Annotated in this window: 13 protein-coding genes; all 13 read left to right on the forward strand. The window is 71.9% G+C overall.

Annotation, left to right across the window (positions count from 1 at the left end; translation table 11 throughout):
* Nucleotides 1-62: 62 nt before the first annotated feature.
* Nucleotides 63-593 (forward strand): LOG family protein, encoded by a 531-nt coding sequence (locus AC4OXY_RS32890; protein ID WP_491991523.1) that lies wholly within the window; start codon nt 63-65, stop codon nt 591-593.
* Nucleotides 594-630: 37 nt separating this feature from the next.
* Nucleotides 631-1329, forward strand: a complete 699-nt coding sequence (locus AC4OXY_RS32895) for an SDR family oxidoreductase (protein ID WP_356037139.1) — start codon at nt 631-633, stop codon at nt 1327-1329.
* A 56-nt stretch (nt 1330-1385) separates the two neighbouring features.
* Nucleotides 1386-2393 (forward strand): methionine synthase, encoded by a 1008-nt coding sequence (locus tag AC4OXY_RS32900; protein WP_356037141.1) that lies wholly within the window; start codon nt 1386-1388, stop codon nt 2391-2393.
* Between the two features lie 15 nt (nt 2394-2408).
* Nucleotides 2409-4607, forward strand: a complete 2199-nt coding sequence (gene ligA / locus AC4OXY_RS32905; RefSeq protein WP_356037144.1) for an NAD-dependent DNA ligase LigA — start codon at nt 2409-2411, stop codon at nt 4605-4607.
* Nucleotides 4608-4866: 259 nt separating this feature from the next.
* Nucleotides 4867-7137, forward strand: a complete 2271-nt coding sequence (locus tag AC4OXY_RS32910; protein ID WP_362822401.1) for a putative bifunctional diguanylate cyclase/phosphodiesterase — start codon at nt 4867-4869, stop codon at nt 7135-7137.
* 210 nt (nt 7138-7347) lie between these two features.
* Nucleotides 7348-7842, forward strand: coding sequence for a cupin domain-containing protein (locus AC4OXY_RS32915; RefSeq protein WP_376289361.1), 495 nt, complete (start codon nt 7348-7350; stop codon nt 7840-7842).
* Nucleotides 7843-8123: 281 nt separating this feature from the next.
* Nucleotides 8124-8420, forward strand: a complete 297-nt coding sequence (gene gatC, locus AC4OXY_RS32920) for an Asp-tRNA(Asn)/Glu-tRNA(Gln) amidotransferase subunit GatC (RefSeq protein WP_006130840.1) — start codon at nt 8124-8126, stop codon at nt 8418-8420.
* Between the two features lie 5 nt (nt 8421-8425).
* Nucleotides 8426-9925, forward strand: coding sequence for an Asp-tRNA(Asn)/Glu-tRNA(Gln) amidotransferase subunit GatA (gene gatA / locus AC4OXY_RS32925; protein ID WP_376289358.1), 1500 nt, complete (start codon nt 8426-8428; stop codon nt 9923-9925).
* Complete coding sequence (locus AC4OXY_RS32930; RefSeq protein WP_158925082.1) at nt 9922-10164, forward strand: hypothetical protein; 243 nt, start codon at nt 9922-9924, stop codon at nt 10162-10164. The genes gatA and AC4OXY_RS32930 overlap by 4 nt, the downstream gene beginning before the upstream one ends.
* A 16-nt stretch (nt 10165-10180) precedes the next feature.
* Nucleotides 10181-11695 (forward strand): Asp-tRNA(Asn)/Glu-tRNA(Gln) amidotransferase subunit GatB, encoded by a 1515-nt coding sequence (gene gatB / locus AC4OXY_RS32935; RefSeq protein WP_356037154.1) that lies wholly within the window; start codon nt 10181-10183, stop codon nt 11693-11695.
* 93 nt (nt 11696-11788) lie between these two features.
* The gene (locus tag AC4OXY_RS32940) at nt 11789-12103 is read left to right on the forward strand and encodes a hypothetical protein (RefSeq protein WP_356037157.1); all 315 of its coding nucleotides are present in this window, start codon (nt 11789-11791) and stop codon (nt 12101-12103) included.
* Nucleotides 12104-12317: 214 nt separating this feature from the next.
* Entirely contained in the window at nt 12318-14552 is a 2235-nt protein-coding gene (locus AC4OXY_RS32945) for an MMPL family transporter (protein ID WP_491991524.1), read from the forward strand.
* The gene (locus tag AC4OXY_RS32950) at nt 14527-15102 is read left to right on the forward strand and encodes a GNAT family N-acetyltransferase (protein WP_362822398.1); all 576 of its coding nucleotides are present in this window, start codon (nt 14527-14529) and stop codon (nt 15100-15102) included. Before AC4OXY_RS32945 ends, AC4OXY_RS32950 begins: the two co-directional genes overlap by 26 nt.
* Nucleotides 15103-15119 lie beyond the last annotated feature (17 nt).

Genomic DNA, 15119 nt, shown 5'->3' on the forward strand with positions numbered 1-15119 from the left:
ACCGCCGGGCGCCCGGTTCTTCCCGGGCACGGCCCGCGATCGGCCCGCGTACGGTAGAGGCCATGAACATCTGTGTCTTCCTGTCCGCCGCCGACCTCGACGAGCGTTACACGCGCCCCGCGCGCGAGTTCGCGGAACTGCTCGGCAGGGCCGGTCACACACTGGTCTGGGGCGGTTCCGACGTCGGCCTGATGAAGGTCGTCGCCGACGGCGTGCAGGAGGCGGGCGGCAGGCTGCTGGGCGTCTCCGTGGAGTTCCTCGCGAACAAGGCGCGCCCCGGCGCCGACGAGATGGTCATCGCCCCCGACCTCGCCGAGCGCAAGCGGCTGCTGCTGGAGAAGGCCGACGCCGTGGTGATCATGGTGGGCGGCACCGGCACGCTGGACGAGGCCACCGAGATCCTGGAGCTGAAGAAGCACGGGCGCGCCGAAAAGCCGGTCGTCCTGCTGAACACCGCGGGCTTCTACGACGGCCTGGAGACGCAGTTCCGCCGCATGGAGGCCGAGGGCTTCCTGCCGCGCCCGCTGGCCGAGCTGATGTTCTTCGCCGCCGAGCCGGCCGCCGCGCTGGCCCACCTGGAGTCCGCGGCATGAGGCACCGCCGCGGGGGCGGGCGGCCGCTGATGCGAGCATGGCGGGCATGGCTACACATGTGATCACCGGCGCCGGTTCCGGTATCGGCGCCGCCGTCGCCCGCCGTCTGCACGCGCGCGGGGACGAACTCGTCCTCCACGCGCGCGACGCGGGCCGCGCGAAGGAGCTGGCGGCGCAGTTCCCCGGCGCCCGCACGCTGGTCGGAGACCTCGCCGACCCGGACCGCCTCTCCTGGGCCTTCTCGCACCAGACCCTCCCCGACCGCGTGGACTGCCTCGTGCACGTGGCCGGGGTCGTCGACCTCGGCGGGGTCGGCGAGCTGACCCCCAAGTCCTGGCACCACCAGCTCAACGTCAACCTGATCGCGCCCGCCGAGCTGACCCGGCACTTCCTGCCCCAGCTGCGGGCCGCCCGCGGTCATGTGCTCTTCGTCAACTCCGGCGCCGGCCTGAGCGCCCACGCCAACTGGTCCGCGTACGCCGCCTCGAAGCACGGTCTGAAGGCCCTGGCGGACTCCCTGCGCCACGAGGAGCACGCGAACGGCGTCCGCGTCACCTCGGTCTACCCCGGGCGCACGGCGAGCCCCATGCAGGCGAAGGTGCACCAGCAGGAGGGCAAGGACTACGACGCCGGGCAGTGGATCGACCCCGAGTCGGTCGCGACGACGATCCTGATGGCCCTGGACCTGCCGAGGGACGCGGAGGTCAACGACCTGACGGTACGGCCGGGGCGCTGACCTCGAGGGTCCGGGGCGCGCAGCTCCCCGCCGCGGCCACGGCATACCCTGCCGAGGTGAGTGAGAACACCCAGTTCAGGTTCCCCGCGGCCACCGGCGTCGGATCCATGCCCGGCGGGGACGCCAGGGAAGCGGCAAAGACCGTCACCGGCAGCTTCGAGGACTTTCCGCACCTCGCCGAGCTGCCCGCGCGCGGGCCGGGCGCCGACATGATCGGCCGCAGCGCCGGTCTGCTGGTCGAGCTGTACGCGCGCGTGGAGCCCAGCGGCTGGCGGATCGGCGACCGGCCGGGCCGGGACACCAAGCGTGCCCGGTCCTGGCTGGCCGAGGACCTGGACGCCCTGGAGGAGTTCACCCAGGGCTACGAGGGCGACCTCAAAGTGCAGGCCGTCGGCCCCTGGACGCTCGCCGCCGCCCTGGAGCTGAGGAACGGCGAGTCCGCCCTCTCCGACCCCGGCGCCTGCCGCGACCTCGCCGCCTCCCTCGCCGAGGGGCTGCGGCTCCACCTCGCCGAGGTACGGCGCCGTGTCCCGGGCGCCCGCCTCGTCCTCCAGCTCGACGAGCCCACGCTCACCGCCGTCCTGCGCGGCCAGGTCCGCACCGCCAGCGGCTACCGCACCCACCGCGCCGTGGACCGCCAGGTCGTCGAGGCCACCCTCCGGGACGTCATCGCCGTACACGGCGACGGCCCCGTCGCCGTCCACTCCTGCGCCCCCGACGTGCCGTTCGCCCTGCTGCGGCGGGCCGGCGCGCACGCCGTCTCCTTCGATTTCTCGCTGCTCACCGAGCGTGACGACGATGCGATCGGCGAGGCCGTCGAGGGCGGCACGCGGCTGTTCGCCGGTGTCGTGCCGGGCACGGACGGCCCATTGTCAGACCCTGCCGGTAGCGTCATGGGTGTCAGGACGCTGTGGCGCAGGCTGGGGCTGCAACCGGGGCTGCTCGCGCAGGCCGTCACGGTGACCCCGGCGTGCGGTCTGGCGGGCGCCTCCCCGGCGTACGCACGCCAGGCCCTCGCCCACTGCGTCCGGGCGGCGAGATCCCTCGCGGACAACCCAGAGTAACGGGAGGACAACACGGTGGCCGGCGACAAGCAGCAGGCGGAGACGGCAGTGCCCGCCGAGGCACGGGACAAGCACGCGCAGCTCGCTGAGCAGATCGAGGAGCACCGCTTCCGGTACTACGTGAAGGACGCTCCCGTCGTCAGCGACGCCGAGTTCGACAAGCTCCTGAAGACTCTGGAGGCCCTGGAGGAGCAGTATCCGGAGCTGCGCACCCCGGACTCGCCCACCCAGAAGGTCGCGGGGTCGTACGAGACGGAGTTCACCGCGGTCGAGCACCGCCAGCGCATGCTGTCGCTCGACAACACCTTCAACGACGAGGAACTGGCCGCCTGGGCCGACCGCATCGCGCGCGAACTCGGCGACCAGCAGTACCACTTCCTGTGCGAGCTGAAGGTCGACGGCCTCGCGGTCAACCTCACCTACGAGCACGGCCGCCTCACGCGCGCGGCGACCCGCGGCGACGGCCGTACCGGCGAGGACATCACGCCCAACGTCCGTACGATCACCGAGATCCCGGACCGGCTGCACGGCGACGAGGTCCCGGACCTGGTGGAGATCCGCGGCGAGGTCTACTTCCCGATGGAGAAGTTCCTGGAGCTGAACGAACGCCTGGTCGCCGCCGGTGACAAGCCGTTCGCCAACCCCCGCAACGCCGCCGCCGGTTCGCTGCGCCAGAAGGACCCGCGCGTCACCGCCACCCGCCCGCTGCACATGGTCGTCCACGGCATCGGCGCCCTGGAGGGCTTCACGGGCATGACCCGGCTGTCCCAGGCGTACGACCTGCTGAAGACCTGGGGCCTGCCCACCTCGCCGCACAACCGGGTGGTCGACGACCTCGACGGCGTACGGCAGTTCATCGCCCACTACGACGGCGAGAACCGCCACTCGGTGGAGCACGAGATCGACGGCGCCGTCGTCAAGCTGGACGAGATCCGCCTCCAGGGCCGACTCGGCTCCACCGCGCGGGCCCCGCGCTGGGCGATCGCCTACAAGTACGCGCCGGAAGAGGTCAACACCAAGCTCATCGACATCAAGGTGGGCGTCGGCCGCACCGGCCGCGTCACGCCGTACGCCCAGGTGGAGCCGGTCACGGTCGCGGGCAGCGAGGTCGAGTTCGCCACCCTGCACAACCAGGAGGTCGTCAAGGCCAAGGGCGTCCTCATCGGTGACACGGTCGTCATCCGCAAGGCCGGTGACGTCATCCCGGAGATCCTCGGCCCGGTGGTCGACCTGCGGGACGGCGGCGAGCGGGAGTTCGTGATGCCGGCCGAGTGCCCGGAGTGCGGCACGCCGCTGCGGCCCATGAAGGAGGGCGACATCGACCTCCGCTGCCCCAACGCCCGTACGTGTCCGGCCCAGTTGCGCGAGCGCGTGACCTATCTCGCGGGCCGTGAGTGCCTGGACATCGAGGGCTTCGGCGCGGTGGCCGCCGCCGCGCTCACCCGCCCGCTGGAGCCGGCCGACCCGCCGCTGGTGGACGAGGGCGACGTGTTCGACCTGACGGTGGACAAGCTGCTGCCCATCAAGGCCTACGTCCTCGACCCCGACAGCGGTCTGCCCAAGCGTGACCCCAAGACGGGCGAGGAGAAGGTCGTCACCGTCTTCGCCAACCAGAAGGGTGAGCCGAAGAAGAACACCCTCGCCCTGCTGGAGAACATCGAGGCGGCCAAGCAGCGCCCGCTGGCGCGATTCCTCAACGGACTGTCCATCCGGCACGTCGGACCGGTGGCCGCGCAGGCCCTCGCCCGCGAGTTCCGCTCCATCGACCGTATCGAACAGGCCAGCGAGGAAGAGCTGGCGGCCACCGACGGCGTCGGCCCGATCATCGCGACCGCGCTCAAGGAATGGTTCGCCGAGGAGTGGCACCGGGAGATCGTCCGCAAGTGGAAGGCCGCCGGAGTCCCGCTGGAGGACCAGTCCACCGGCGAAGATGAGGGCCCGCGCCCGCTGGAGGGGCTCACCGTCGTCGTCACCGGAACGCTGGAGAACTTCACACGGGACGGTGCCAAGGACGCGCTTCAGAGCCGGGGCGCGAAAGTGACCGGATCCGTATCGAAGAAGACGTCGTTCGTCGTTGTGGGTGACAATCCCGGCTCGAAGTACGACAAGGCCATGCAATTGAAGGTTCCGGTCCTGAACGAGGACGGTTTCGCCGTCCTTTTGGAGCAGGGCCCGGACGCCGCGGCCGAAGTCGCGCTTCCGACCGAGGAGTAGCGGTTGAAGGCCACCCGATCGGCGCATATCAGATGCATACGGGTGGCCTGGGCGCATTCGGGCAACCGTCGACGACCGGTGCCCGTGGAAGCCTTCAGCGGCCTACTGTTGAGGTGTGCGCCTGCCGTGCCCAGCTGCGGTCGGGGCATTCCCGTGCGCTCCCAAGGCGCGGGGAACGTTTCTTCAACGCGGAGCCGCTGATGGGTGTCGGACATCGGGCCGCGTGGCGTGGGCACCGCCGGGTGTGAGAGGGACGGGAATGGAACCGACCGAGAGCGTCGCCCCGGACTCACGGCTGCGTCTGCGCCGTCGCGCGGGTGCCTGGCGGGGGACCCGGTGGGCGGTACGGGCGGACGGGCGTGCGGCGGGCCGGGTCCGCCGGGCCGGTCCGGGCGCCGTAGCCGAGGCCCATCCGCCGATACCCGTGACCGCCGTCGAACCGGCCCGCGGCCTGACCGGGCCGGGCGGGCCCGGGACGGGAACCGACGCCGGGCCGGCCCGGCGCCTGCCCTGGCCCGCCCTGCCCGCGGCCCTCGTGGCCGGCGCCGCCCTCGTCCTGGCCGCCGGCTTCTACCGCGCCTTCGCCGGTCACCACGCCCTCTTCCCGGGCGGCACCGTCGGCTGGTCGCTGGCCCTGCTCACCGGCGTCATCGTCGGCCACCTCGTCATGCTGGGCCGCGCCCGCTGGTGGGGCGGCACCGGCTCCGGCGCCGCGCTCACCCTCGCCGTCCTGCTGCTCTACGGCTGGGTGCCCGCCGGGATGGTCAGCCTCACCGTCGTCGTCCTGGTCGGCATCGCCCGCCGCCACCGCTGGCGCCAGGGCGTCCTGCACGGCGCGGTGGACCTCCTCGGCATCGGCGCCGGCGCGCTGCTCCTCGGCGCGTTCGGCCGGGTCCCGAGCGTCGAGACACCCTGGCGGCCGGAGAGCTGGAGCATCCCCACCGCGCCGGAGGTCGTCCTCGTCGCCGGTGTCTACCTCGCGGTCAGCCGCGGCCTGTTGTGGTACCTGCACGCTCCGGTCGACGGCAAGGTGCCCACCGTCGACCGGGCGTCCCTGGTCCGGCAGGGCCTTCTCGCCGTCGCGCTGCTCGGCATCGCGCCCCTGCTGTGTGTCGTCGCCGACGCCCAGCCGATCCTGCTGCCGCTGTTCGCGATCCCGCTCATCGCCCTCGACTCCACCCTGTGGATGGCCCGCGCGCGGGCCGAGGAGCAGCTGCGCGACCCGCTGACCGGGCTGCCCAACCGGCAGTGGCTGCTGGAGCGGATCTGGACCGCGCTCGACGACGCCGAACGCATCAGCGCCCGCTCCGCCCTCATGCTGATCGACCTCGACCGTTTCCGGTCGGTCAACGACACCCTCGGTCATCTCGCCGGTGACCGGCTGCTGCTCCAGATAGCCGACCGGCTGCGCCTCGCCCTGCCGCGCGGAGCGGAGGCCGCGCGGCTCGGCGGCGACGAGTTCGCGGTCTTACTGCCCGTCGCCGACTCCACCACGTCGGCCACCCGTGTCGCCCGCGGCCTCGTCGCCGCCCTCAGCTCCCCGCTCGACCTCGACGGCCTCACCCTCGTCCTGGAGGCCAGCGCGGGCGTCGCCGTCTTCCCCGACCACGCCCTGGACGCCGAGGGACTGCTGCGCCGCGCGGACGTGGCGATGTACCAGGCGAAGCGCGACCGTACGGGCGTCGAGGTCTACGAGTCCAAGCGGGACTCCAACACTCCCGACCGCCTCGGCCTGCTGGGCGATCTGCGCCGGGCGCTGGACGCGCACGAGGTGCAGCTGCACTACCAGCCCAAGGTCCGCTTCGACGGCCAGGTCGCCGGCCTGGAGGCGCTGGTGCGCTGGGTCCACCCCGAGCGCGGGAAGGTGCCGCCGGACGAGTTCATAGCGATCGCCGAGTCCTCCGGGCTGATGCCCCATCTGACGGAGTACGTGCTGGAGACCGCGCTCGGGCAGGTCGCCCGCTGGCGGGCCCAGGGGCTGCGGGTGCCGGTGGCCGTGAACGTCTCCCCGCGCGATGTGCACACGCCCGGTTTCGCCGGCTCGGTCGCGGCGCGGCTGGCCCGGCACGGGGTCCCCGCGGGGGCGCTCCAGCTGGAGATCACCGAGCACGTCCTGCTGGAGGACCCGCAGCGCGCCGCCGACACCCTCGCCGGGCTCACCGGGCACGGCGTGAAGATGTCGCTGGACGACTTCGGCACCGGGTACTCGTCGCTGGTGCATCTGCGGCGGCTGCCGGTGAGCGAGCTGAAGATCGACCGCTCCTTCGTGGCCCGGCTGGCCGTCGACACCGAGGACGCGGAGATCGTGCGCTGCACGGTCGACCTGGCGCACTCGCTGGGGCTGCTCGTCGTCGCCGAGGGCGTGGAGGACGACGAGACCTGGGAGCGGCTGCGGGACATGGGGTGCGACGCGGTGCAGGGCTGGCTGGTCGCCGCCGCGATGCCGCCGGAGGAGACCACGGCGTGGCTGCTGGCGCGGGGGTCGCGGGGATGGCAGCGGCCGCGGGCGGCACTCCCCAGCGCCGAGTGACCTTCCCGCCCCGCGCCACTACGGCGCGCTGAAGTGGCTGACCAGGAGCTGCGCCGGCCGATCCGTCGGTGATCGTCCTGTGCGACGGCGGCACGAAAGCCGTCGCGTCCGGGATCCGCTTCGCCCCCGAGGTCGTTGTACTGATCAGTGCCGGACCGCTCTTCGCGGTCCGGCCCCGCACCGGCCGGCTCCACACAAGGGGGATGTGCGATGTCTCTGTTCGTGCCCAGGTTCGACGACACCGTGGTGGTCCGGGACGCCGAGGCCGAAGTCGTCGGTCAGGCTCCCACCGGCGTCAAGCTGCTCGCCGACAGCAGTGCCAGCGGCGGCGCGCTGTCCACGGTCCGGGTCACCCTCGCCGAGGGGGCCGACGGCGCCAGACCGCATGTGCACCACAACTCCGCCGAGATGTTCTTCCTGCTCGACGGTGCCGCCGACTTCCTCTCCGGGGACGACGTGGTCACTGCCGGGCCCGGGGACCTGATCATCGTCCCGCCGGACCGGCCCCATGCCTTCGCCGCGGCCCCCGGCAGCCCGGCCGACATCCTGATCGTGATCGCGCCCGGCGTCGAGCGCTTCGAGTACTTCCGCCACCTCCAGCGCATCCGCCTCGGCGAGGTCACCCCGGAGAGCCTGCTGGAGGTCCAGGAGCTGTACGACAACCACTTCCTGAGGAGCGACGCCTGGGACGGCCGGCACCGCTGACGACACCGCTGACGGCCGCGCCCCGGGAAACCGTTTCACGGGCACAGGGCCCCGCCCCATAGGATTGGGGACTGGCGTCACATTCCCGCCTGCCGCGCGACGCCTGGCACGCACGCTCGCTGCGTTGCCGAATCGCCCACGTGGCTCCGCCACGAGGGCGCTCCGGCGCCTTGCGATCGCACGCGCCAGACGCCGCGCGACCCGCCCTTCGGGCGGACGGCGGAAATGCGACGCCAGCCCCCAGCCCCAAACCACACACACTCACCCCAGAGGATCGCTGCATGCCTGGCATCACGCGCGAGGAGGTCGCCCACCTCGCCCGGCTGGCGCGTCTGGAGCTGAAGCCCGAAGAACTCGACCACTTCGCGGGACAGCTGGACGACATCATCGGCGCGGTGGCCCGCGTCAGCGAGGTCGCCGACCAAGACGTACCGCCGACCTCGCACCCGCTCCCGCTGACGAACGTCATGCGCGCGGACGAGGTCCGTCCCTCGCTCACCCCCGAGCAGGCGCTCTCCGGCGCCCCGGCCCAGGAGCAGCAGCGTTTCAAGGTGCCGCAGATCCTGGGGGAGGAGTGACCGACATGACGGACAGCACCATCATCAAGCTCACGGCCGCGCAGATCGCCGAGAAGATCGCCTCCGGCGAGCTCACGGCCGTCGAGGTCACCGAGGCCCACCTCGCCCGCATCGAGGCCGTCGACGAGAAGGTGCACGCCTTCCTGCACGTCGACCGTGAGGGCGCCCTCGCCCAGGCCCGCGCCGTGGACGAGAAGCGGGCCCGCGGCGAGAAGCTCGGCCCGCTGGCCGGCGTCCCGCTCGCGCTCAAGGACATCTTCACGACCGAGGGCGTGCCCACGACCGTCGGTTCGAAGATCCTGGAGGGCTGGATCCCGCCGTACGACGCGACGCTCACCAAGCGGCTCAAGGCCGCCGACGTCGTCATCCTCGGCAAGACCAACATGGACGAGTTCGCCATGGGGTCCTCCACCGAGAACAGCGCCTACGGCCCGACCGGCAACCCCTGGGACCTGACCAAGATCCCCGGCGGCTCCGGCGGCGGTTCCTCCGCCGCCCTCGCCTCCTTCGAGGCCCCGCTCGCCATCGGCACCGACACCGGCGGCTCCATCCGCCAGCCGGCCGCCGTCACCGGCACGGTCGGTGTGAAGCCGACGTACGGCGCGGTCTCCCGCTTCGGCATGGTGGCGTTCTCGTCCTCCCTCGACCAGGGCGGACCCTGCGCCCGTACGGTCCTGGACGCGGCGCTGCTGCACGAGGTCATCGCCGGGCACGACCCGCTCGACTCCACCTCCATCGACGCCCCGGTCCCGGCGGTCGTCGAGGCCGCCCGCAACGGCTCGGTGCGGGGCATGCGCGTCGGCGTGGTCAAGCAGTTCCGCGGCGAGGGCTACCAGGCCGGTGTCATCCAGCGCTTCGACGAGTCCGTCGAGCTGCTGAAGGAGCTGGGCGCCGAGATCGTCGAGCTGGACTGCCCGTCCTTCGACCTGGCCCTGTCGGCGTACTACCTGATCGCGCCCTCCGAGTGCTCCTCCAACCTCGCCCGCTTCGACGGCCTGCGCTACGGCCTGCGCACCGGCGATGACGGCGGGCACTCGGCCGAGGAGGTCACCTCCCTCACCCGTGAGGCGGGCTTCGGCCCCGAGGTCAAGCGCCGCATCATGCTCGGCACGTACGCCCTGAGCTCCGGCTACTACGACGCGTACTACGGCTCCGCCCAGAAGGTCCGCACGCTCATCACGCGGGACTTCGAGAAGGCCTTCGAGCAGGTGGACGTGATCGTGTCCCCCACGACGCCCACCACCGCCTTCGCGATCGGCGAGCGCGCCGACGACCCGATGGCCATGTACCTCGCGGACCTGTGCACCATCCCGACCAACCTGGCGGGCAACGCGGCCATGTCCCTGCCCTGCGGCCTCGCCCCGGAGGACAACCTCCCGGTGGGCCTGCAGATCATCGCCCCGGCGCTCCAGGACGACCGGCTGTACAAGGTGGGCGCCGCCGTCGAGGCCGCCTTCGTGGAAAAGTGGGGACACCCGCTGCTGGAGGAGGCTCCGTCGCTGTGAGCAACGCACTGTCGAAGGCCAAGGGCTTCAAGAAGTCGAAGTCCGGCACGTACCTGTCCATGGGCACGACCGCGTTCGGCGCGATCGGTGTGGCCAAGCAGATCAAGAAGGCCCGCGCCGAGCACGACACGCTGCGCCTGATCGACGCCACCGTGTCCGCCGTCGCGATCGTCACCGGCCTCGCCATCCTCTACCGCGAGCTGAAGCGGCTGGGCGACGACGACGTCCTGCTGGGCTGAGAGGGAAGTTTTCACCGTGACCACCACGACCGACCTGGTGTCGTACGAGGACGCGCTGGCGTCGTACGACCCCGTCATGGGCCTTGAGGTCCATGTCGAACTCGGCACCAGGACCAAGATGTTCTGCGGCTGTTCGACCGAGCTGGGCGCCGAGCCCAACTCGCAGACCTGCCCGACCTGCCTCGGCCTGCCCGGCGCGCTCCCGGTCGTCAACGCGACCGGCGTCGAGTCCGCCATCAAGATCGGCCTCGCGCTGAACTGCGAGATCGCGCAGTGGTGCCGCTTCGCCCGGAAGAACTACTTCTATCCGGACATGCCGAAGAACTTCCAGACCTCCCAGTACGACGAGCCGATCGCCTTCAACGGCTACCTCGACGTGCAGCTGGAGGACGGCGAGTCCTTCCGCGTGGAGATCGAGCGCGCGCACATGGAGGAGGACACCGGCAAGTCCACGCACGTGGGCGGCGCGACCGGTCGTATCCACGGCGCCTCGCACTCGCTGCTGGACTACAACCGCGCGGGCATCCCGCTCATCGAGATCGTCACCAAGCCGATCGTGGGCGCCGGCGAGCGCGCCCCCGAGGTGGCGAAGGCGTACGTCCGTGAGCTGCGCGAGGTCATCCGTGCCCTCGGCGTGTCCGAGGCCCGCATGGAGATGGGCCAGATGCGCTGCGACGTGAACCTGTCGCTGCGCCCGAACGGCACCGAGAAGTTCGGCACGCGCTCCGAGACGAAGAACGTCAACTCGCTGCGTTCCGTGGAGCGTGCGGCCCGCTTCGAGATCATGCGCCACGCGGCCGTGCTCTCCGGCGGCGGCACGATCGTCCAGGAGACCCGCCACTTCCACGAGGACACCGGGTCCACGACCTCGGGCCGCGTGAAGGAGGAGGCCGAGGACTACCGGTACTTCCCCGAGCCCGACCTCGTCCCCGTGGCCCCCTCCCGTGAGTGGGTCGAGGAGATCCGCGCCGCGCTGCCGGAGATGCCGCTGGCCCGCCGTACCCGGCTGCTCGCCGAGTGGGGCATCACGGCCACCGACATGCAGGCGATCCTCAACGCCGGCGCGCTGGACCCGATCGTCGCCACGATCGACGCCGGTGCCGACGCGGCCTCCGCCCGCAAGTGGTGGATGGGCGAACTGGCGCGCAGCGCCAACGAGTCCGGCACGTCCCTGGACGAGCTGGCCATCACGCCGCAGCAGGTGGCCCGGGTCACCGAGCTCGTCGCGAAGGGCGACCTGAACGACAAGCTGGCCCGCCAGGTCATCGAGGGCGTCCTCGCGGGCGAGGGCACCCCGGACGAGGTCGTCGACAAGCGCGGTCTGAAGGTCGTCTCGGACGAGGGCGCGCTGACCGCCGCCGTCGAGGAGGCCATCGCCGGCAACCCGGGCGTCGCGGACAAGATCCGCGGCGGCAAGGTGGCCGCGGCCGGCGCCCTGGTCGGCGCCGTCATGAAGGCCACCCGGGGCCAGGCCGACGCGGCCCGCGTCAAGGAGCTGATCCTGGAGAAGCTGGGCGTCAGCGAGGGCTGAGCCCACGCTGTGTATGGCTGTGCGCGGCCCCGGAGGCATGTCCTCCGGGGCCGTTCGCATGCCTGCCGGGCACAGGCACTACGCTCGCCCGCCATGAGCACACGTACCGATTCCGACACCGGACCCGCCATAACCGAGGCGGAGGACGAGGCGGACCACGTCGAAGACGCCCGCCGGGCCCGCTGGCTGGCCGTCGGCACCGGTGTGCTGCTGACCCTCGCCGGGCTCGCCGCCTCGCTGTTCAAGCTCACCGGCGCCGCCTCCGCCCGCGTACCCGCCGCCTACGGCCTGGGGGCCGCCGTGTGCGCCCTCGCCGCCGCGCTCGGGGCCAGGGGCCGTACCCGCAGGGCGCTGTGGCTGATGATCGCCGGGACGATGGTCATGGCGCTGGGGGACCAGTCCGACTGAAGACCGAAGTAAGTGCCCGATAAAGCGACAGAGTTTACGGGACTGTCTGTGACCTCCCACCCACTCGTGTGAAGAAGCCCACGAACACGGCAAAGGATCACATTCGCCTGCAAGAGTGTCTTGCGCTTGCTCATCCGTTCTTTGCGGGCTGTTCAGTTCATGGACGATTGTTCCCGGCCAAAGATCCACACATCGCGATTCTGGGAGCACGTCCGTGGCAGACCTCGCCCGTTGGTGTGTCCGGCACCGGTTGATCACCGTGCTGCTGTGGCTGCTCGCCTTCGGCGGGGTGAGTGCGGCCGCCGCCGTCGCCGGGACGTCCTACTCGAACGACTACGCGGTCCCGGGCACCGAGTCCGGCCGGGCGGAGCACCTGCTCAAGCAGGGCTTTCCGGGGCTGGGCGGGGACAACGACACCGTCGTCTGGCACACCGGCGGCGAGACCGTCCGCGCCGCCGGCGTCGAGCAGACCATGACCCGCACCCTCGACCGGATCGCCGCCCTGCCCGGCGTGGCCTCCGTGACCGGCCCGTACGGCCCCCAGGGCGCCCACCGGATCAGCGCCGACGGCCGCACGGCCTACGCCACCGTCACCTTCACCCAGCCCTCCGAGGAGATCGGCAGGTCCGAGGCGCAGGCCGTGGTGAGCACCGCCAAGGCCGCCGCGCACGACGGGCTCCAGGTCGAGCTGGGCGGCGACGCGATCGGGCTCACCGCGTCCCCGCGCGAGCACACCGCCGAACTGGTCGGCGTGCTCGTCGCCGCCGTCGTGCTGTTCCTCGCCTTCGGCTCGCCCGCCGCCTCTGCCCTGCCCATCGCCACCGCGCTGGTCGGCGTCGGCACCGCGTACTCCGGCATCGGGCTGCTCGGACACGCTCTGACCGTCGCCGACTTCGCGCCCATGCTCGCCATGCTGATCGGGCTCGGCGTCGGCATCGACTACGCGCTGTTCATCGTGACCAGACACCGGCGCGGTCTGAAACGCGGGCTGAGCGTCACCGAGGCCGCCGTGAACGCCGTGGCCACCACCGGACGGGCCGTCGTGTTCGCGGGTGCGACGGTGTGCATCGCCCTGCTGGGGATGCTGATCCTGCGCCTCGGCTTCCTCAACGGGGTCGCCGTCGCCGCCTCGTTGACGGTCGTGCTCACCGTCGCCGCCTCGGTCACGCTGCTGCCCGCCCTGCTGTCGTACATCGGTCCGCGCGCCCTCAGCCGCCGCGAGCGGCGCCATCTCGCCGCGCACGGACCGGGCCCGGAGCTGCCCACGGGACTCGCCGCCCGCTGGTCGGCGCTGGTCGAACGCCACCCCAGACTGCTCGGCGCGCTCGCCGTCGCCGTCGTCGCCGTCCTCGCCGTGCCGACCCTCTCGCTGCACCTCGGCACCTCCGACCAGGGCAACGACCCGCGCACCTCCACCACCCGCAAGGCCTACGACCTGCTCGCCGAGGGCTTCGGACCGGGCGTGAACGGACCGCTCACCCTGGTGACCCGGGTCGACGGGGCCGCCGACAAGCTCGCCCTGGACAACCTCGACGACACCCTGCGCACCACCCCCGGCGTCGCCTCCGCCACCCCGGTCGTCTACGGCGCCGGCGGCGAGACCGCCTACCTCACGGTCGTCCCCGCCTCCGCGCCCCAGTCGCAGGACACCAGCGACCTCGTGGACCGGCTGCGGAACGACGTCCTGCCCCGCGCGGAGACCGGCACCTCCCTCGACGTCCAGGTCGGCGGAGTGACCGCCGGCTACGACGACTTCGCGGATGTGATCGTCGGCAAACTCCCGCTGTTCGTCGGCGCGGTCGTCGGACTCGGCTGCCTCCTGCTGCTGGTCGCCTTCCGCTCGCTCGGCATCCCGGCGAAGGCCGCCGTGATGAACGTCGCCGCCGTGGCCGCCGCGTTCGGCATCGTCGTCGCCGTCTTCCAGTGGGGCTGGGGCAGCGAACTGCTCGGCCTCGGCCGGGCCGGGCCCATCGAGCCCTTCCTGCCCGTGATCATGGTCTCGGTCCTCTTCGGGCTCTCCATGGACTACCAGGTCTTCCTGGTCAGCCGGATGTACGAGGAGTGGCTGGAGACCGGCGACAACCGGCGCGCCGTCCGCGTGGGCCTCGCCGAGACCAGCCGGGTCATCAACTCCGCCGCGGTCATCATGATCTCGGTCTTCCTCGCCTTCGTGCTCAGCGGCGACCGGGTCATCGCCATGTTCGGCATCGCGCTGGCCTCCGCCGTCGCCCTCGACGCCTTCGTGCTGCGCACGCTGCTCGTGCCCGCCCTGATGCACCTGCTCGGCGCCGCCAACTGGTGGCTGCCCGCCTGGCTGGAGCGCCGCCTGCCGCGCATCAGCATCGAGCCGCCGGAGTGCCGCGGCGCACATGAGAGGCTCGGGGACGTCTCGATGGCACGGCTGGACGAGGAACAGGAACCCGATGTACGCGATATCCCTGGGCGATGACGGCGCCGAGCTGCGGCCGCTGGAGGTGTGGCACGCCGAGGAGGTCCTCGCCAACATCGACCGGGGGCGGGAGTTCATCGGCCGGCACGTCGGGCTGCCGGACGTGGTGTCCGACCTGGACGGCGCGCGTGCGTGGCTGAAGGCGTACGCCGACAAGCGGGCCGCCGACGGCGGGAGTCTGCACGGCATCTGGCTGGACGGCACGCTGGTCGGCGGGCTGCTGTTCCGCGTGTGGGACACCCCGAGCGGCGTGTGCGAGGCCGGCTGCTGGCTGGAGCCGGCGGCGGCCGGGCGCGGACTGGTCACCCGGGGGCTGGGGGTGCTGCTGGACTGGGCGTTCGAGGAGCGCGGCATGCACCGCGTGGAGTGGCACGTCTCCTCGGCCAACGAGCCCAGCATCGGCGTGGCGCGGCGGCTCGGGATGACCCGTGAGGGCGTGCTCCGCGAGAACTACCCGCACCGGGGCGTGCGCACCAGCACCGAGATCTGGTCGGTGCTCGCCCCCGAGTGGCGCGCGGCACGCGCGCGTACCGGGCGGAACGATCATTAAGAGACCTCTCAGACAGC

Source organism: Streptomyces sp. HUAS MG56 (genome assembly GCF_058673395.1).